This is a genomic window from Acinetobacter sp. FY731, assembly GCF_059515905.1.
Genome location: NZ_JCAKNB010000004.1, coordinates 97,378 through 117,055 on the forward strand (window position 1 = coordinate 97,378; position 19,678 = coordinate 117,055).

Below are 19,678 nucleotides of genomic sequence, written 5' to 3' on the forward strand. Positions count from 1 at the left end.
ATATTAAAAGCCATTAAGGAATCTACATTCGTAGGTTCCTTAATATTATAAAAAGTAAAATTCATTGAAATTGTGAAATTAGCCAATCACGAACTTTAATCAAGCTTTCAGATTTTTTAGAATAGCGGGGTGATACCAAATAAAAGCCTGTTTCCAAACACAATTCTTGTTCAATTACTTTTATTAATCTTCCATTATTAAGTTCGGTATCAATAAAAAGTGGATTTGTAAGAATAATTCCTTGTGCTGAAATTGCAGCATCAATTGCTAATGTTGTTTGATTAAATCTTAAATTTTTAAATGCTCTAGGTCTAATTTTAGAATTTATATGTTCTAAAAAAACACTCCATAAATTATGGGCATCGTGTAATAAAGGATATTCAAATAACTCATCTAAGTGCATATATTCGTGTTTGAGCTTAACTAAGTCGGGGCTCGCAACTGCAATAAAAGAATCTTGTATGAGTAATTCAACATTTAATCCTACGCTTGATGGCACATTCCCATAACGTATGGCTAAATCTACATGATCATTTTGAAAGTGAGATATTTTTTCTGTCGCTAAAATTTGCAACTCAATTTCTGGATGTATAGCTGTAAAGCTAGCAAGTCTAGGAATAAGCCATTTAGATGCAAAAGTTGGTGTTGTACTTATTGTAATATTCTGTTTTTCATCAATAAACGACTGTGTAGCTTCATGAATGACATTAAAAGCAAGCTGAATGCTATTTGCATAGTGATGACCATTTACGGTTAAGGAAACACCTTTCGAATGACGATCAAAAAGTTGAACCGATAATTCTTGTTCTAGGCTTCGTATTTGTTGAGCGACAGCACTTTGTGTGACATTAAGCTCATTTGCTGCCAGTTTAAAATTTAGATGTCTGCTTACGGCTTCAAATGCTTTCAAAGCATTGAGTGAGGGTAGTTTTTTTAATGATTTCATACAGTAGTTTTTCTATAGTTAATACACAGAAAAGCTTGGGGCAAATACAAAAAAATGCATGTTATTCTGTTTTAAATCTTAATAAATAGATATAAATCGAATTTGAGGATAGCACAAGTGACTGTAGAAAAAGTAGCTTTAATTATGGCTGGCGGTAGCGGTATAGGTGCAGCAACAGCGTACCAATTACATGAAGATGGTTATCATATTGGTATTCTTTCATCTTCAGGTAAAGGTGAAGAAATTGCAAAAAGTCTAAATGGTATAGGTGTGACAGGTTCGAACCAATCTGTTGATGATATTCAAAAACTTGTAGATTTGGCTTACCAAAAATGGGGGCGCATAGATGTTTTAGTGAATAGCGCTGGTCACGGACCACGTGCACCTATTCTCGAAATTACCGATGAACAATGGCATCAAGGTTTAGATACTTATTTAATGAATGTTATTCGTGCAACACGATTCATTACCCCTATTATGGAACAGCAAAAATCAGGGGTTATTATTAATATTTCGAGTGCTTGGACATTTGAGCCTAGTGAAATGTTTCCTACTTCAGCTATTTTCCGTGCAGGTTTGGCATCTTTTACTAAAATTTTTGCAGATCAATACGCATCTAAAAACGTGAGAATGAATAATGTTCTTCCGGGGTGGATTGATAGTCTTCCTGAAACAGATGATAGACGAGCGTCTGTACCTTTACAACGATACGGAACAAGTCAAGAAATTACCTCAACTATTAGTTTTTTAGTATCAAATGGGGCGGGTTATATAACAGGACAAAATATTCGTGTTGATGGCGGTATTACACGTTCTATTTAAAGTGAATATTCGGCTAAATTACTAGGTAAGCGACATAAATTGTCGCTTGCTGCTTTTAAATGATTAAAATATTTAACAAATCAATAATAAACGATATTCACCTTCATTTTCTAAAGGTGCTCGGTGAACACAGGGTAAAACTTGCTGTGTTGGATGATCAACCGCTAAACGCCATAAATGACCATGTCCTAAATTAATAGGTTTCGCATTTTCTTTAGGCTGATAATGTAAATCAAAGAAATATTCTTCAAGAAACTGAATAAATCCAGATTCATCACCATCATATAAAGTTTTAAGTTTTGTACGTATTTCAGGAATTAGAATTTTTTGCTCAACCTGATCATTCGCAATAATATCGCTTGATGCGCCGTGATAAGTGCATAAGAAAGTATCGGTTGCTATGGGGGATCGATCAACATGAAATGAATAAACATCTGTAGAAATAAAATCGAGCTCATCATCACGCTCATAGCATTTCAATAGGTTTAATGAAGGTGATGCACCAAAATCGGTTAAGTGCTGAATATCTTCTAAAATGATTTTTCGTGCTAAATTTCCATGTTCAGACAAATTGAGCGCCATTAAATCTTCAATAGAAATTTCAGTCATATTTTCATTTAATGAGAGCTTATTTGTAATTTCCTTGAAATCTCCCATTAAATTTCGTTGCCAACACATTGCATTGTTTAAGCCGTGAAAATCTATAGTCACCAACTCAGAGAAGTTATTTACGACTTTAATTTGAGGGTTATTCGCAAAAGAGTTGTTCATACAGAAAATAAGATGATTTTTAAATATGTGTGAATGATACATGTTGTTTTCGAATAGCGCATGTTTAGATGAAGATCAAAACTATTTTTTGTCTCTCCACACAATCTCCACATATCGTTAGCACTCCATAAACAATCGTTTTTCATAATGTGAGCATCTAAAACTCTCTCGTGAAAATCATGAAAAAAAGACTTCATTTGGTTGGTTCAGTTCTGGCAATGAGCATCCTTGTGACAGGATGTGGCAAATCAGAGAATCAAGAAACTACAGCTGAAATGCCTCCAGCTGTAGTGAGTGCAATGACAGTTCAAGCACAATCATTAAATTTAATTGAAAATCTTCCTGCGCGTGTTGCTGCATATCGGGTGGCAGAAATTCGTCCGCAAGTGGGTGGAATTGTCGATAAAGTATTGTTTAAACAAGGTTCTTATGTGCAAGCAGGACAACCTTTGTTTAAATTAAATTCTGAAATATTTCAAGCAGATGTAAAAAGCAATATTGCAAGTTTAAATCGTGTACAAGCAGAAGTTGCTCGTTTACAAGTTTTGTTAAATCGTTATGCCGAATTAGTGAAAGTAAATGCGATTAGTCAGCAAGAGTTCAATAATACTCAAGCAGAATTGAGCAAAGCAAAAGCGGATGTTGCTCAAATGCAAGCGACGCTTACTCGACAAAAACTGAATTTAAAATATGCAACGGTTACAGCACCAATCTCAGGCATTATTGGTGAAATTTTGGTGACAGAAGGTGCTTTGGTGAGTCAAGGTGACACCAATGCTATGGCGGTCGTTCAACAAATTAATAAAGTTTATGTTGATGTAAAACAGTCAATTAGTGATTATGAAAAATTACAAGATGCCTTACAACAAGGTAATGCCACTAATGCAAATCATCAAGTTGAAATTTTAAATAGCCAAGGCAAGCCTTACAATGTAACGGGCGAAATATTATTTTCAGATACCAAAGTTGATCCAGATACGGGTGATGTCACTATTCGTATTGTGGCGAACAACACAGATCAAAAACTACTGCCAGGGATGTATGTTCGTGTCAACTTAAGCCGTGCCAAAATTGATAATGCAATCTTGGTGCCTGAACAAGCAATACAGCATGATATTAGTGGTCAGGCAAATGTCACTGTCATTAATCAAAAAGGCTTGGCTGAAAACAGAGCTGTGCAAATTGGTCAGCGTTTTAACAATAGTTATGTTGTTCAAACAGGTCTAAAAACAGGTGAACGTGTTGTAGTTGAAGGCATTGACCGTATTCAGCCGAATCAGACTTTAAAAATCAAACAATGGCAAGCACCTGTAACGTCTACAAAGGCGGGTAGTAATGAAAATGGAGGGCAAAAATAATGTCTCAATTTTTCATTAGGCGCCCGATTTTTGCATGGGTGATTGCTTTATTTATCATTTTAGTTGGTGTACTGAGTATACCGAAACTGCCGATTGCGCGTTTTCCAAGTGTTGCGCCACCGCAAATTAGTATTACAGCAACTTACCCAGGTGCAACGCCAAAAACACTGAATGATAGTGTCGTGACGTTGATTGAACGTGAAATGTCAGGGGTGAAAAACTTACTGTATTACAACTCAAGTTCAGACAGTTCTGGTAGTGCGACCGTAACGGCTACATTTAAACCGGGCACAGACATTGAAATGGCTCAGGTAGATGTACAAAACAAGATTAAAGCGATTGAACCAAGATTACCTCAACCTGTACGACAACAAGGTTTAATGGTTGATGCGGCATCATCAGGCTTTTTAATGATGGTGGGTTTAAATTCGCCGAATAATAAATTCACTGAAGTCGATTTGAGTGATTATATGACCCGTAATGTCATTGAAGAACTCAAACGTGTGGATGGTGTCGGTAAAGTCCAAAACTTTGGTGCTGAAAAAGCCATGCGTATTTGGGTTGATCCTACACGTTTAGTGTCTTATGGTTTAAGCATTAAAGATGTTACGACAGCCATTCAAAACCAAAACTTACCGATTTCACCCGGTCGTACAGGTGATGTCCCTGCATTGGGTGGGCAACAAATTACCATTCCATTAACTGCAAAAGGACAGTTGGAAACGGTTGAGCAATTTGAAAATATTAGTTTGCGTTCAAACAGCAGTGGTGCCAATGTTCGATTGGTTGATGTCGCACGTGTTGAATTAGGTGCGCAGGCATATAACTTTGCGATTTTGGAAAATGGTAATCCATCGACTGCGGTCGCAATTCAAATGAGTCCGGGTGCCAATGCAGTAAAAACGGCTGAGGGTGTTAGAGCTAAAATAGAGCAATTAAGTTCAGCATTGCCTGAAGGTATGAACTTTTCGGTTCCTTACGATACAGCGCCCTTTGTTAAAGTATCGATTCAAAAAGTAATTGTGACTTTGCTTGAAGCCATGGCATTGGTGTTTATTGTCATGTTTATTTTCTTGCATAACGTACGTTATACCTTAATTCCTGCCATCGTTGCACCCATTGCACTTTTGGGAACTTTTGCAGTCATGCTTTTGGCAGGCTTTTCGATCAACGTGTTGACCATGTTTGGTATGGTGCTTGCGATCGGTATTATTGTCGATGATGCCATTGTGGTGATTGAAAATATTGAACGGATTATGGCAACAGAAGGGCTTTCACCTGTAGAAGCAACCTCAAAAGCCATGAAGGAAATTTCCAATCCAATTATTGGGATTACCTTGGTACTTGCAGCAGTTTTCTTACCTATGGCTATGGCAGCGGGTTCGGTCGGTATTATTTACCGCCAATTTACCATCACCATGTCGGTTTCAATTTTATTTTCTGCATTCCTTGCTTTAACGCTAACACCTGCACTTTGTGCCACTATGTTAAAGCCGATTGATAAAGATCATGTGAAAAAAGGTGTATTTGCTTGGTTTGATCGTGGTTTTGAAAAATTAAATAATCGCTATGAACGTGGTTTATTTAAAGTGATTCAGCATAAAACCATCGCTATGCTGTGCTTCCTTTGGTCATTGCTTCAGGTGCAAGTTCTGAAACGCAAAAGGCCATTGGTACAGGTGTATTTGGCGGAATGATTAGTGGAACCATCCTCGCTGTTATTTTTGTACCGATCTTCTTCATTGTTGTAATGGCAACAGTAGAGAAATTTTCTAAACGAAAAATTGCACATTAAGGAACTGATGAGGTGAGCGGGAAGCATATAAGCTTTTCGTTCACTTTATAGTCCAACAATGAATAAAGAGAGATTAAAGATGAATATTGACCTAGAAACGCCTCGATTAATATTAAAAAGTTTTACAGAACGTGATGCTTCTGGATTATTAGATTATTTATCACAGCCTCAGCCAAGCTGTTTTGCATCGGATCAAATTCATACGTTTGAAGAGGCTTTAGCGAAAATTCATAAACGACAACAAAGTCAGGATTATGTTGCAGTTTGCTTGAAAGATACAGATCAGCTGATTGGTGAAATTTTCTTTATGAAAGAAGAACCCGATACTTATTCTGTCGGTTGGAATTTTAATCCCAAATTTCAAGGAAAAGGATATGCCAAAGAAAGTACAGAAGCATGGATTAATTTCCTTTTTGAGCAATGCGATGCGCGCCGTATTTATGCCTATGTTGAAGATGACAACATTGCCTCGCAAAAGTTATGTGAGCGTTTAGGTTTCCGTAAAGAAGCGCTGTTTTTGGAATTTATCTCTTTTGTGACTCATGCCGATGGCACACCAAAGTATGAAAACACTTTGCAATATGCCGTGCTTAAAAAAGAGTGGAAGCTTAAACAAGTATAAGTTTCATCCAAACGCACACCTTAGTCACACGTTCTTATTTAACAATATTTTAAAATTTAAACCGAAAACGATGTTTCGTTCGGAGCAGTTTTTATGAAATACGCTACATGGTCGACGCTTGGTCGTGGTATGACCATTTCCACACTTGCGCTGACTTTAGTTGCTTGTCAAAGCATGAAAGGTTCAAAACCTGCTATACAAGCCAATATTCCTGCAAGTTATATGCAAACGGCGGGTCAATCTATTGCTGAAACAGGCTATCAAGATTTTTTTCCGATGCTCGTTTACTTAAAGTGATTGATTTGGCTTTAGATAATAATCGAGATTTACGTGTTGCGACCTTAAATATAGAACGTGCTCAGCAAGAATTTCAAATTACTTATGCTTGCTAAATATAGCCAATCTTCACAGTCACATTAAATACGGTTGAGCTTTTAAAAAGCAAAATAGAGAGTGTTTTTCATTCTCTATTTTGACTGAAGATCAGTGTTTAGATAAATAGTTTAAAATCACGTCGATTTAAGTTGAATGGTAAAACAACTTCCACCTAATGTTTTTGATTTTGAGTAACGAATTTTACCTTGATGCGCTTCGATAATGGCATCAATCACAGCTAGACCAAGTCCTGTACCACCATCAGATCGAGATCTAGAGTCTTCTAATCGGTAAAAAGGCTTAAACAAATGTTCAAGATGTTCTTCATCAATACCAGGTCCTTCATCCTCTAAGGTCAAAGTCCAATATTCTGATGTTTTATAAGTTGTAATTAATACCTGCCCAGGATTTGCATATCTTAAAGTATTGGAAAACAACGCAATAAAAACTTGTTCCATGCGTCGAACATCGCAGGTTACGTTATCACTGGTTAGGTTAACGGTTTCAATTAATCCTTTGGTTTCAAAACGATCATGAAACATGTGCAAGCACTTATAAATACTCGTTTGTAAATTGGTTTTTTCAAGTTCCAAGCGAAGTTGTCTATTTTCGATTAAAGTTAATGTACGTAAATCTTCAACTAAATAAGATAATCCTTCGACTTGATTTAATAAACTTTGATGTAATGCGTGATCCGCAACAAAGATGCCATCGACTACACCTTGTAAACGGCCTTGTAGAATCGTCACAGGTGTTCGTAATTCATGAGCTATGGCTGCATTCCAAACAATTGAATTATTCACTGAAACTTCAAGTTGATTTGCCATAGCATTAAAATTTTGAATTAATGATTTTAACTCGTGTGGGATATCATGATGCGGTTCTTCAATCCTAACGGATAAATTCCCTTGTTGAATTTCTTGTGCGACATTGGCTAAAGCCCTAATGGGTTGCGTATACCGTTTGCCATATTTAAAAGCTAAAAAAGTAGACAGTATAAAACCCGTTAAAATCACTAAAAAAAACCAAACAAAATCAAATTGAGTAATAGGGAAGTCGTCCGAATTAATGACCGAAGCATCCAAAAAAACCGCTCTCAATTGCCCAACTGTAAACAAAATATCCTAAAAAATAGGATAAAAATGTTATGCCTAGATTTAATAGGCTCATCATCAGAATAAATTGGGAATTAATCCCAATGGAGTTTTTAAACGATTTAAGTGTCATAATTCTGATCCAATCGATAACCAACGCCGCGCACATTCATAATGTAAGCCTGTTAAACCATTTTCTTCAAGTTTTTTTCGTAACTTACTCTTAAGGTCAACATATCATATTTTATAAGTGAAATAGAAATCACTTAAGTTATTGAATTGTGGTTTAAGTAAGAAGGATATGAAGTTATTATTAGGTGTTCATGATTTAACATAATATACATTATACGAAATGTTTTCAGTTTAAAAAATGCACCTATATATGTAGCTCTAGATGCATTGTTATTTAGAATATTAAATGAAACTTTGTATATGTTCTAAAACTTCATTTGTTTTTTCTGCATGTAACCAATGACCAGCACCATCTACAGTATGAATGATTGCATTTGGAAATTGCGTATAAACAGCTTGTTGCTGAGCATCGTGTGCTAAATATGGTGAAACGCCACCACGAATAAAAATGGCAGAAACTTCACTATGCATCGCATCCCAATCTAAAATATTTGAATAATTATCATAAAGTGCTTTTACATAAAAAAGCCAATGACCCTTATTAAATGACTTCATTAAAAATTGAATCACCATTTCTTCATTTAAATATTCACGCATAATATGTAGTGCATCTTGTCTAGATTCAATCTCCGCATTTTCTACAGCAAATAAAGCTTCAAAAACTTTATCGTGGTTACGCTGTGTCGATGCATACGGTGCCATATCTAATACCACAAGCTTCTCTAAACGCTTTTGTGCAAGCTCAGCCAATTTCATGGAAATTTTTCCACCCATTGAATGACCTATAGCAATAAATTTATCAATATTTAAATGATCTAGCGTTTCAATAACATCTTGAGCCATCACTTTATAATTTACTTCATAGGAATGACTTGATTTGCCGTGGTTACGCACGTCAATTTGTAAGACATGATGTGTAGCCGTGAATGCCCTCGCCAGCATGCCTAAATTACTTAAGCTTCCAAACAAACCATGAATAAATACGATTGTTCGAGCTTCAGGATTTTCTTTATTTTCTTGATATTCAAAATTAAGGATCATGTGCTGCTGTTTGCTTTTGAGATTTATAGGATTATAGGTTTTTCTTTTAAAAATAGAAATTTGCTTAGGCTATTTTGATGCGATAAGCTAATTCCTTCCACATTACGCTTAAATACTTATTACAACAGTCATAAAATAGCTGTTATGTATCCACGTGTTTGTGAGTTAATGCTTAGATTGCTTAGGCTATTTTTAAATTGATCGCCATGTTGCTATATTTCGATATTACATTTATTAAAAAAACTAATCATTTTAGGTTTTTATGCAGATATATCCCCGAGGATTTTTATAACATTGAGTTTTACTGTAAACTTCAACTAAATAAGGCCTATATTTTAAGCAAAAATATCTGTGCTTTTGTATTAGATATCAAGAATATCGAAAAAACTTGCCCCTAATACCTTTGCTAAATCTTTAGGGTTTACACCGATATCTAACCCTCGCTTTCCACCACTAACATATATTTTGTTTAAGGTTTCTGCGGTTATATCAATAACTGTTTTTAAACGCTTTTTCTGACCTACAGGACTAATTCCACCCACTAGATATCCTGTTAGCCGTTCAGCATCTTTAGGATCTGCCATGTGTAATTTTTTACAACCTAAGGCACTCGCAACTTTCTTTAAATTTAGTTGATGATTCACAGGCAATACAGCAATAAAGTAAGTCTTATCATCTGTGACCATTAAGGTTTTAAACACTTCATGAACATCTAAACCTAACTTTTCAGCAGCTTCTAAACCAAAACTTTTAGCATTTTGATCATGCTCATATTCATGAATACTGTATTCTATTTTATTTGATTTTAAAATTTTACATGCTGGTGTCATCGGTCTATCAATCAAAAATCACTATGATGTAAATTATATGCCTTTTAAATTTAGTTGTTAATTTTTAAAGTCATAATTTAAATCATTTCCTGTAAACAAATTCTATAAAATCATTGCGAATATACCCTTGACGATAAATACATGCTTTCCTTATATTCGGGTAAATATTTTGTTTGAGTTGGTTTGTATTTTGTTTACTTTAAAACGCGTTAACTTTATCCCTAAAATAAAAAACTTAAATATGCTTAAAGTTGTTGGAATTTCAATGACTACGCTTATTTTTACAGGTTGTTCTTCGTTAGGAATGGGCTCTGTAGAAAAACGTGCAACAAAATTATCTTCTGGCATTCAACGTGCCTACTCTGTAAACCCAACTACCGCAGATCGTGTATCTCCTATTATTGTTGCAACTGCAGATCGTTATAATATGGATCCCCTGCTGATTGCAGCACTAATTCGCCAAGAATCATCATACAGATCTACTGTTGTATCAAATGCTTCTGCTGTAGGCTTAACACAAGTTATTCCACGTTATTGGCAAAATATTTGCCCAGGAGATTTGTTTGATGAAACTGCAAATGTGAATTGTGGAACTTATGTTTTAAAAAAATATGAAGCATCCGCAGGGAGCATGCCTAAAGCATTGGCATATTATAATGTTGGTCCAACGGGTTATAACACCAATCGTAAAATGAAAAAACAAGGTAAACGCTACGCAAAACAAGTTAAACAACATAGAAAAGAATTAAAACATGCTCTTTAATATCAATTAATTTATGTCAAAAAGGATGCTTGTAGGCATCCTTTTTTAATATTCTATAACAACTGTAAACTGCTATATTTTAACGAATTAAACCTTGTGGTTGTAATATAATCAATGCAGCACCAATAACAACTACACATCCTCCAGCAATATCCCAACGGCTAAGACTCACTTGATCGACATATTTAAGCCACAGTAATGCGGTAAAAATATAAATACCGCCATAAGCAGCATAAATTCGTCCCGAGGCTGCAGGATGTAAAGTCAGCAACCAAACAAATACAGCAAGACTAATTGCAGTAGGAATCCATAACCAATGACTTTTCCCTTGATTTAAAATTAAATATGGGAAGTAGCATCCTAATATTTCAGCAATAGCCGTAATAAAAAATAAAAAGAATGTCGTGATTATTTTTGTAATTTGAAAATCCATAGCAATGCCTCACAACATGATCTTTAAAAAATTTAGATAAAAAATAACTCGTGTATACACGAGTTATTTTTAGCATGGAAGTTTATTAAGCAGGTTCTGCTGTTTGATCTTCGAAAATAGCAAGTTTTAAACCTACAGCTTTGCCTTTTTCCTTTTTAACAGTGACAGCAACATTACCGCCATTTTCTGCTAATTCACCAAAAAGAATCATTTCAGCTAAAGGCTTTTTCAAGTGTTCTTGAATTAAGCGTTGCATAGGTCTTGCACCCATTAAACGATCATAGCCATTTTCCGCCAACCATGTACGTGCTGCTTTACCAACTTCAAGAATAACTTTTTTCTCATCCAACTGTGCTTGCAGTTCAGTTAAGAACTTATCAACCACATTTTCAATCACTGTTGTTGGTAGTGCTTTAAATTGAATCACACTGTCTAAACGGTTACGGAATTCAGGTGAAAATGCTTTTTTCATTGCATCTTGGTTATCATTACTATTGTCTTGTTCCATGAAACCAATATTGGTACGTGAAATACTTTCTGCGCCAATATTTGTCGTAAGAACAAGAACCACATTGCGGAAATCTGACTTACGACCATTATTATCAGTCAATGAGCCATGATCCATAATTTGCAGTAATAGATTAAACACATCTGGATGTGCTTTCTCAATTTCATCTAGCAATAGAACACAATGTGGGTTTTTATGAATTGCATCGGTTAATAAGCCACCTTGGTCAAAACCAACATAACCCGGAGGTGCACCAATTAAACGTGATACAGCGTGACGCTCCATATATTCAGACATATCGAAACGGACAAGCTCTACACCGAGTAATTTGGCAAGCTGTTTAGTCACTTCGGTTTTACCTACACCTGTTGGGCCAGCAAATACAAAACTACCAACAGGCTTATCTGGAGATTTTAATCCTGCACGTGAAAGCTTGATTGCTGATGCTAATGCAACAATGGCATCGTCTTGACCAAACACAACACGCTTAAGGTCACGTTCAAGATTTGCTAGTACAGTTTTATCGTCTTTAGATACTGTTTTTGCAGGAATGCGTGCAATTTTAGAAACAATATCTTCTACATTTTCAACCGTAATAACGGTGTCATCTTGCTCCGCTTTTAAACGGCGCTGAGCACCTGCTTCATCAATAACATCAATGGCTTTGTCTGGTAAGAAACGATCATTAATAAATTTAGCAGAAAGCTCTACTGCGGTAATAATCGCTTGATCGTCATATTTCACATGATGGAATTCTTCAAATTTAGATTTCAAACCACGTAAAATATCAATAGTTTCTGAAATAGAAGGCTCATTTACATCAATTTTTTGGAAACGGCGTGATAAAGCATGATCTTTCTCAAAAACTTGGCGATATTCTTGGAATGTTGTAGAACCAATACAACGCAAAGTACCATTTGAAAGTGCTGGTTTAATTAAGTTTGATGCATCCATTGTGCTGCCCATACTTGAGCCTGCACCAATAATCATGTGAATTTCATCAATAAACAAAATCGCTTCTGGTTTTTTCTTTAAAACATTTAAAAGTTGTTTTAAGCGTTTTTCAAAATCACCACGGTATTTTGTACCTGCAACCAATGCACCAATATCTAAGCTATAAACTTCTGCATTCGCTAAAGGCTTAGGTGCTTTACCATTCACAATGAGCCAAGCTAAACCTTCAGCAATTGAAGTTTTACCCACACCAGGATCGCCGACCAATAAAGGATTATTTTTACGGCGACGACATAAAATTTGTGCTGCACGCTCAATTTCTTTTTCACGACCAATGAGAGGATCTGTTTTCCCTTTTTGCGCCTCAGCATTTAGATTCAACGTATACAGCTCTAAAGGACCTGCATTTGAAGATGATAGTTGCTCACCATCAAGATCTTCTACTTCTTCCTCTGTATGCTCTTCTTGTTTACGCGCACCATGTGATAGGTACTGCGTTAAAGTAAGACGATTAATTTGATGGCGTTTTAATAGATATACAGCAAATGTATCGCGCTCTGAATACATAGCAACAAGAACATCTGCACCTTCAACAGTACGATCTCCGCCACTAGACTGAACATGAAAAATTGCACGCTGTAAAATACGATCAAAACTTTCTGTAGGATGAGGTGCTAAATCACTATCTTCAGCTAATTTAGGTGTATTTTGTTCTGCAAATTCTTCTAGTTCTTTACGCAGTACAATAATATCTGCGCCACATGCCTTTAAAGCATTAACCGCAGAGTCGTTATCTAATAATGCCAATAACAAATGTTCAACTGTCAGAAACTCATGTCTCTTTTGACGAGCCATGCTAACAGCCAAACGTAATGATACTTCTAATTGTCGACTTAGCATGTGATCCCCTTAATCTTTAGGCTCTATCTGACAAAGTAAAGGATGACCTTGTGATCGAGCGTAATTATTGACTAGGTTTGCTTTTGTTTCCGCTATATCTCTTGGATAGACGCCAGCAATACCCTTTCCTTCATAATGTACAGTTAGCATTACTTGAGTAGCTTGGTCAAGATTCATTGCGAACTTTTCTTGTAAAATTTCAATAACAAAGTCCATTGGTGTGTAATCGTCATTTAATAGAACGACGGCGTACATAGGCGGACGTTTAAATTCGGGAGGTGCAGTCTGAACAACTGTATCACCATCCTCTTCATGATTCTCGTCTTGCATGTTAGTGCGAATATTTAAATGCCAATCCACAAAACCTGATTGAGAAAATCCATTTTTTATATCAGCCAAACAAATTTGACGTTTTAAATTACTCATATTTAATTCAAACACACACTATTGAACTGTTGCTTTTACTTGAGGAATGTCTGCAACAGTTGTTGAAACAGCATCTACAGGTTTTCCTCTTGACCAACTAAAACGCTTAACAATTGGAGATGATCCTGTTACACGCACTTCCATATATTGAGGCGAGAAACCTTTCGGCATAGTCCAACGTCCAGTTAAACGCTGAAAATCTTCAAAATCAAAATGGGTACTTTCCATAGGTACCACAAGAACTTCAGAACCTTGGATTAAACGTAGTTCTACATTACCTGATGCTTTAGTTCTAGATGGACTAACTTGTATTAAATCAATTTGATATTCATAGGCATTATCAACAAGTGGTTTAACTCCTAAGTTTTGAACTGTCAAACTTAAGCCACCACGTTGTCTAAGTACTTCCCGATAAATTGTGAGCATACTATCGGTTTGAGTTTTATCTGCTTTGGCTTGCGTCACCTGTGCAAATAAATCATTTGAATTACTAATAGCAACATCACGCTCTTGAACAGCAGCGTTTAGAGATTTGTTGAGCGTTTCTAATCGATTTTTTTGTACACCAACAACTTCTACAAGTTGCTGTGCATCGGCATCATAACCAGCGACCGTTAAACCTTGACGATGTCCAACACTATAGCCTAACAAGCCACTACCTAAAATCAAAACTGCTGCACCAACTACAAGTGGCATATTGCCTTGTAAATGTAGCTTTTTCGACTTTATTTGTTTTTCTTCAGCATTAGATTCAATGTTGCTCATCGTCATCTCTTCTTCAATATTTTTCAAAACACAGATTTAATTCGAAAACATTCTCTCTGTGTAGTTGAAAAGCGTTACTTATGGTAATAACCCAATCACATCTAACCCTGCATTTTCAGCAAAATTAAACATCAAATTCATATTTTGAACTGCTTGACCCGCAGCGCCTTTCACTAAGTTGTCTTGTACAACCAAAATCACTAATTTTTGCGGCTGAGGTTTATATAGTGCAATACGTAATTGATTTGCGCCACGTACAGAACGAGTTTCAGGCGAACTTCCTGCAGGCATTACATCTACGAATTGTTCATTCGCATAGAATTGCTCATAAATACTTTGTAAATCTGCTGTTTGACCCGCTTCTGTTAAATCAATATAGATTGTACTAAACATGCCACGAATCATCGGAACTAAGTGTGGTACAAACAAAATATGATCAAACACGCCTTTTTGACCCGAAATATTCTCTAGTGCTTCTACAATTTCAGGATGATGACGATGCCCTGCAACACCATAGGCTTTAAAGTTATCTGCATTCTCAGAGTAAATCATACCTAAACTTGCTTTACGCCCTGCACCAGATACACCAGATTTCGCATCGATAATAATACTTTCTGGTTTCACTAATGCTTCAACAGCTTTCAATACAGGCGCTAAACCTAATTGAACTGTTGTTGGATAACAGCCAGGGTTACCAATCACGCTCGCTTGTTTAATTTTTTCACGATTTAATTCAGACAAACCGTATGCCGAAGCTTTTAATACATCTGGGCAAGCATGTTCTAAGCCATACCATTTTTCAAATTGAGCCAAATCTTGCAATCTAAAGTCTGCAGCAAGGTCAACAACCTTAGTATTTGCAGCTACAAGCTCGGCAGCATGTTTCATTGCGACACCATGAGGCGTTGCAAAGAATACAACATCACATTTCTTTAATTCTTGAATGTCTAAATCTGAATATTTAAGATCTGTTTGCCCACGTAAACTTGGGAACATATCATCTACACGACGACCAGCTTCAGTTCGAGAAGTTAAAACAGTGACTTGCACATTTGGATGACGCAATAAAAGACGTAATAATTCAACGCCTGTATAACCTGTTCCACCAACAATCCCGACAGAAATCACGCTAGTTACCTCAATTTAAAAAATTTATTGATATATTCCTTGCTTAGTATGGCAGGGTTTAAAAACTTTCTGAACAATTTTGATCGAGTTTGTTGATTTTTTAACTTCTTTATTTAGTCTACTCATTACTTTCACTTAAGTAGTCATAAAAACATTGCATCTAAAATAATAAATTTGTGTATATTTATTTAAGTTTATCTATATGATAGCGAATACATAGCGGAAAAAGTCGCATGTTGAAAAATGCGTGTTTTAACTATAAATTTAATTACTCAAAACACAAATAGATCAAGTGATTTTTTTAAATCCACTGCTACTTTAACAAGGTCAAAAAAGTGCGGAAAACAACGATAAAGTCAAAACATGATCTTACAGCCCTAAAGAAGCCTGTAGCGACAGCACATTCCCTAATTTCAAAACACAATAAAACACTATTAAATCAAATTCCAAATTTTGCTTTCATACTACGTTCAGACAACATTTATATTAATAAAGATTTTCAGCATTATCTCAACCCATCTAAAACCAACTTACAATTACAAGATATTTTCGATGCAATTCACCATAAAGATTTAGAAAACTTTAAAGAATTATTAAATCTTGAAACGACTAACCCACATAATGTTCAACATCCTTTTAGAATTAAAAATAGTAACAATGAGTACTACTGGTTTCTTGCCTTTGCTAAACCAAACATTAATGCGCTAAAAACAGTCGAATGGTTTGTAAGTCTTATTAATGTACAAAAACACTATCAAGCGCATAAAAATGTTCTAACCCAATTGCAAACTCAAGAAGAAATAAACCATCAAGTTAAAAATGCCTTATGCATATCCAATGAAACTGATGAACTAACAGGTTTACTCAACCGTTATGGATTAAAAAATACCGTACAAAATCTATTAAAATCGGATAAAAAATATAGACATATTGGTGTATTTATCATTGGTTTAGATCATTTTAAGAATATTAATGATACGCAAGGCTATACCGCTGGAGATTTTGTTCTTAAACATCTCGCCAAAAGACTACAAAAAGAATTCTCAAGTTCAAGTTTAATTGCTCGACTTGGAAGCGATGAATTTGCTGTCGTTTATTACGATATACAGAGTATTGATGATATCAATGCAATAAGCCAAAGGATTCTAGATCTCACCCTTAAGCCATTTGAATATCATGGAAAGCTATTAAATAGCAGTATGAGTGTAGGTTGTTCTTTATATCCTCAAGATGCTGACAATTTTTCTAACTTATTACAATGCGCTGATACCGCCTTAAAGAATTTAAAAATACGTGGTCGTGGTGGCATTCAATATTTCAATGAAAATATGTTTAATGAGCCTCGAAATAAAGCAATTCAAATAGAAACAGCACGGCGTATTCTGCGTGAAAAATCCATTACACCGTATTATCAAGTCAAAGTTGACCTTTCAACATTAGAAATTATCGGTTTAGAAGCACTACTTCGATGGATCTGCCCTCAATCCAATACTGTCTTTACCCCTGAAACCATTACTGAAGCTTTTGATGACTTTGAACTTTCCACTAAAATTAGTGCAGATATGCAAAGTAAAATTTTTGCAGATATCAAAACTTGGCAATCAAAAGGTAAAAAAATAATCCCTGTTGCAATTAATGCTTCACCTGTTGAGTTTTTCCGTGATAACTACGCAGAAATCTTATTACAGCGTATACACGATGCTGGTATTTCGCCCCAACATATAGAAATAGAAATTACAGAACATTTATTTGCCGATCATGGCGTGGATTATGTAACACGTGCTTTAAATAAACTTCATGATGCAGGCATTAAAATTTCGCTCGATGATTTTGGTACAGGACATTCATCTTTAACACATCTAAGAGATTTACCCGTTAACTGTATTAAAATTGACTATAGCTTTATCGAGAAAATAACCAAAGAACACTCTAGTGCTGCTATTGTGGAAGGTATTATCAAATTAGGACATTTGCTAAACATGAATGTCATTGCCGAAGGTATTGAAAACCAAGAGCAACTCAATATGCTTAAAAAAATGGGTTGCCCACAAGGACAAGGCTTCTTATTTAAAGATGCCATTACAGCAAAAGAAGTTGAAAATTTACTAGATAAATAACCTATTAAGTATTACACTCTATTTGATTAATTAGATTAATAATCAACTGTTTAACAACACTATACTGAGTTATAAAAATGACATTAATTAAAAAACGAGAAGCTTTAGATATTTTTATTAATGCAGAAGAATCTATATCTATATGCCACCCAGATGTTGAAGACATTGAAACAGGGAAAATTAAAAACATCATTGTAACTATTGAGATAGAAGATATTGATACTGTTGTAAATGAACTGTTACGTCTAAAAAAAGAATATTATGAAATTAAAGAAGAAGAAGCTAGTAACTCTTAGGATTAAACTACGCTCCACCAATATAGTACAGGTGTCTGTTTAAGTAACTTTTGATGATGTTGAAAATTCATATCATGCTTTTGAACCAACTGCCAAAACTGTGCACTATGGTTAAAATGAACAGTATGAGCTAACTCATGCACACAAACATATCTTACAACGGCTGTAGGATATAGCACCAAAGCACTATTTAGCATAATCTTTTGTTGAGCAGAACAACTTCCCCAACGTGTTTTAGGTTGTCGAATACTACATTCTGTATATTTTAGACCGATTTCTCGACTTACCTCATTTAAATACATCGGCAAGTATTCTTTTGCATATTCAACAACAAAAGCTTTTAAATATTTTTCAGGTGTGCGATCACTTACTTTTAAAATCAAATTTTCAGCATCAAAAACAAAATTATTTTTCTGTGTTAAATATTCAATACGAATAGGCTGAGATAAATTAAACAACTGAATTTCTATTGGTAATGTTCTATCAATTTCTACAATTTTATTTTGCTGTGCTTGCCATGTATTAATCAGCCATGTTTCGGACTGATCTATAAAGTTTTGAATTTGTCGTTTTGTACAAAATATTGGGGCTGTTAAACGTATACGTGTTGGCTCTACACGAAGTCTTAAACGTGTAGATCGAATATTTCGAGTAATTTGAATTTCAGGTAAATCACTTAAAGTCATTTTTATTCTTTGCTAGTTTGAAATCCCCCTAACCTGTAAAGCCCCTCTTAATAAAGATGGATTTAGGGAGATTATCTCTTCAAAAAGTTACTTAAAGTCTCCCTTCTTGCGCTTGTTTTAAAGCAATGCTTTAAAACTACGCTCAGGGAGATTTAGTTAGAGGGATTTTGGCTTAAAAAATTTATTAAACCGCAGTACGTTCTTCAATACCGTTATCAGTTGCTACAACAGCAACATCAGCTTTGTTTAATGCAAAGATACCGTTACATACAACACCTGGAATATCATTCAAGGTTTTTTCTAACTCAAGTGCATTTAAGATATTTAGGTTATAAACGTCTAAAATTACATTGCCATTATCTGTTACAACACCTTCGCGATATACAGGATCACCACCTAAAGCAACGATTTTACGTGCTACAGCAGAACGTGCCATAGGAATAACTTCTACAGGAAGTGGGAATTCACGACTTAATTGTTCCACCCATTTAGAATCATCTACAATACAAACGAATTTTTTTGCAATAGATGCCACAATTTTTTCACGTGTAAGCGCAGCACCGCCACCTTTAATCATGTGCATGTGACGATCAATTTCATCCGCACCATCCACATAAGCATCTAAACCACCTACGCTGTTCATATCTACAACTTCGATACCTAATTTTTTAAGACGTTCCGCAGTCGCTTCTGAACTTGCAACAGCTGCTTCCAATTGAAGCTCAGGTAAAAGCTCAATTAAGAAATTTACAGTACTACCTGTACCAACGCCTAAAATGCCCCCTTTTGGTAAGTGTTTTAAAGCAGCTTTTGCTGCTGCTTGCTTCTTCTCATCTTGGGTTGCATATAGACTCATGACATTACTCAACTATTTTTCACATTTGTTGCTGATTTTACAGCCCAAATGTATGGGGTT

18 protein-coding genes and 3 pseudogenes are annotated in these 19,678 nt (G+C 35.4%); 9 read left to right on the forward strand and 12 right to left on the reverse strand.

The window, feature by feature from the left end:
- Positions 1-61 precede the first annotated feature (61 nt).
- Entirely contained in the window at positions 62-946 is an 885-nt protein-coding gene (locus AC5YC8_RS06595; RefSeq protein ID WP_496163979.1) for a LysR substrate-binding domain-containing protein, read from the reverse strand.
- A gap of 117 nt (positions 947-1,063) precedes the next feature.
- Between AC5YC8_RS06595 and AC5YC8_RS06600 the strand changes: the two genes are divergently transcribed.
- On the forward strand, positions 1,064-1,768 hold the full coding sequence (locus AC5YC8_RS06600; protein WP_496163980.1) for an SDR family oxidoreductase: 705 nt from the start codon (positions 1,064-1,066) through the stop codon (positions 1,766-1,768).
- Between the two features lie 72 nt (positions 1,769-1,840).
- On the opposite strand, the gene AC5YC8_RS06605 is transcribed toward AC5YC8_RS06600, so the two are convergent.
- Entirely contained in the window at positions 1,841-2,539 is a 699-nt protein-coding gene (locus AC5YC8_RS06605) for a DUF1826 domain-containing protein (RefSeq protein WP_496163981.1), read from the reverse strand.
- Between the two features lie 179 nt (positions 2,540-2,718).
- On the opposite strand from AC5YC8_RS06605, the gene AC5YC8_RS06610 reads away from it, so the two are divergent.
- The 5 genes and pseudogenes from AC5YC8_RS06610 to AC5YC8_RS06630 all read left to right on the forward strand — a co-directional run.
- Positions 2,719-3,897 (forward strand): efflux RND transporter periplasmic adaptor subunit, encoded by a 1,179-nt coding sequence (locus AC5YC8_RS06610; protein ID WP_496163982.1) that lies wholly within the window; start codon positions 2,719-2,721, stop codon positions 3,895-3,897.
- Positions 3,894-5,525 (forward strand): annotated as a pseudogene (locus AC5YC8_RS06615) (efflux RND transporter permease subunit); the annotation flags it as partial. The gene AC5YC8_RS06610 and the pseudogene AC5YC8_RS06615, both read left to right, overlap by 4 nt.
- Positions 5,516-5,692 (forward strand): efflux RND transporter permease subunit, encoded by a 177-nt coding sequence (locus tag AC5YC8_RS06620; RefSeq protein ID WP_496163983.1) that lies wholly within the window; start codon positions 5,516-5,518, stop codon positions 5,690-5,692. The pseudogene AC5YC8_RS06615 and the gene AC5YC8_RS06620, both read left to right, overlap by 10 nt.
- 79 nt (positions 5,693-5,771) lie before the next feature.
- Positions 5,772-6,314, forward strand: coding sequence for a GNAT family N-acetyltransferase (locus AC5YC8_RS06625; RefSeq protein WP_496163984.1), 543 nt, complete (start codon positions 5,772-5,774; stop codon positions 6,312-6,314).
- 93 nt (positions 6,315-6,407) lie between these two features.
- Positions 6,408-6,694 (forward strand): annotated as a pseudogene (locus AC5YC8_RS06630) (adenosine deaminase); the annotation flags it as partial.
- Positions 6,695-6,823: 129 nt separating this feature from the next.
- Here the strand turns inward: AC5YC8_RS06630 and adeS are convergent.
- From adeS to ybaK, 3 genes and pseudogenes are all read right to left on the reverse strand, one after another.
- A pseudogene (adeS, locus tag AC5YC8_RS06635) lies at positions 6,824-7,916 on the reverse strand (two-component sensor histidine kinase AdeS).
- A 281-nt stretch (positions 7,917-8,197) separates the two neighbouring features.
- Complete coding sequence (locus AC5YC8_RS06640) at positions 8,198-8,956, reverse strand: alpha/beta fold hydrolase (protein WP_496163985.1); 759 nt, start codon at positions 8,954-8,956, stop codon at positions 8,198-8,200.
- Positions 8,957-9,318: 362 nt separating this feature from the next.
- A complete protein-coding gene (ybaK, locus tag AC5YC8_RS06645) occupies positions 9,319-9,786 on the reverse strand; it encodes a Cys-tRNA(Pro) deacylase (protein WP_496163986.1) in 468 nt (155 codons plus the stop codon).
- Between the two features lie 241 nt (positions 9,787-10,027).
- Between ybaK and AC5YC8_RS06650 the strand changes: the two genes are divergently transcribed.
- Complete coding sequence (locus AC5YC8_RS06650; protein WP_496163987.1) at positions 10,028-10,549, forward strand: lytic transglycosylase domain-containing protein; 522 nt, start codon at positions 10,028-10,030, stop codon at positions 10,547-10,549.
- Positions 10,550-10,628: 79 nt separating this feature from the next.
- Here the strand turns inward: AC5YC8_RS06650 and AC5YC8_RS06655 are convergent, their stop codons facing one another.
- The 5 genes from AC5YC8_RS06655 to argC all read right to left on the reverse strand — a co-directional run bounded on the left by AC5YC8_RS06655 (position 10,629) and on the right by argC (position 15,663).
- Complete coding sequence (locus AC5YC8_RS06655; RefSeq protein WP_496117923.1) at positions 10,629-10,982, reverse strand: YnfA family protein; 354 nt, start codon at positions 10,980-10,982, stop codon at positions 10,629-10,631.
- A gap of 85 nt (positions 10,983-11,067) precedes the next feature.
- Positions 11,068-13,344, reverse strand: a complete 2,277-nt coding sequence (gene clpA, locus AC5YC8_RS06660) for an ATP-dependent Clp protease ATP-binding subunit ClpA (RefSeq protein ID WP_496117921.1) — start codon at positions 13,342-13,344, stop codon at positions 11,068-11,070.
- A 9-nt stretch (positions 13,345-13,353) separates the two neighbouring features.
- Positions 13,354-13,770 carry an ATP-dependent Clp protease adapter ClpS gene (clpS, locus tag AC5YC8_RS06665; RefSeq protein WP_496117919.1) on the reverse strand — a complete coding sequence of 139 codons (417 nt, stop codon included), beginning with the start codon at positions 13,768-13,770 and terminating at the stop codon, positions 13,354-13,356.
- Positions 13,771-13,788: 18 nt separating this feature from the next.
- Complete coding sequence (locus AC5YC8_RS06670) at positions 13,789-14,535, reverse strand: DUF6776 family protein (RefSeq protein ID WP_496163988.1); 747 nt, start codon at positions 14,533-14,535, stop codon at positions 13,789-13,791.
- A 78-nt stretch (positions 14,536-14,613) separates the two neighbouring features.
- A complete protein-coding gene (gene argC, locus AC5YC8_RS06675; protein ID WP_496117916.1) occupies positions 14,614-15,663 on the reverse strand; it encodes an N-acetyl-gamma-glutamyl-phosphate reductase in 1,050 nt (349 codons plus the stop codon).
- Positions 15,664-15,998: 335 nt separating this feature from the next.
- Here argC and AC5YC8_RS06680 point away from each other — a divergent pair, with 335 nt between their 5' ends.
- The gene (locus tag AC5YC8_RS06680; RefSeq protein WP_496163989.1) at positions 15,999-17,780 is read left to right on the forward strand and encodes a putative bifunctional diguanylate cyclase/phosphodiesterase; all 1,782 of its coding nucleotides are present in this window, start codon (positions 15,999-16,001) and stop codon (positions 17,778-17,780) included.
- 77 nt (positions 17,781-17,857) lie between these two features.
- Positions 17,858-18,076: a hypothetical protein gene (locus AC5YC8_RS06685; RefSeq protein WP_496163990.1), complete on the forward strand. Its 219-nt coding sequence runs from the start codon at positions 17,858-17,860 to the stop codon at positions 18,074-18,076.
- 2 nt (positions 18,077-18,078) lie between these two features.
- On the opposite strand, the gene AC5YC8_RS06690 is transcribed toward AC5YC8_RS06685, so the two are convergent.
- A complete protein-coding gene (locus tag AC5YC8_RS06690; protein WP_496163991.1) occupies positions 18,079-18,762 on the reverse strand; it encodes a M48 family metallopeptidase in 684 nt (227 codons plus the stop codon).
- A gap of 184 nt (positions 18,763-18,946) precedes the next feature.
- On the reverse strand, positions 18,947-19,618 hold the full coding sequence (gene rpiA / locus AC5YC8_RS06695; protein ID WP_496117910.1) for a ribose-5-phosphate isomerase RpiA: 672 nt from the start codon (positions 19,616-19,618) through the stop codon (positions 18,947-18,949).
- Positions 19,619-19,678 lie beyond the last annotated feature (60 nt).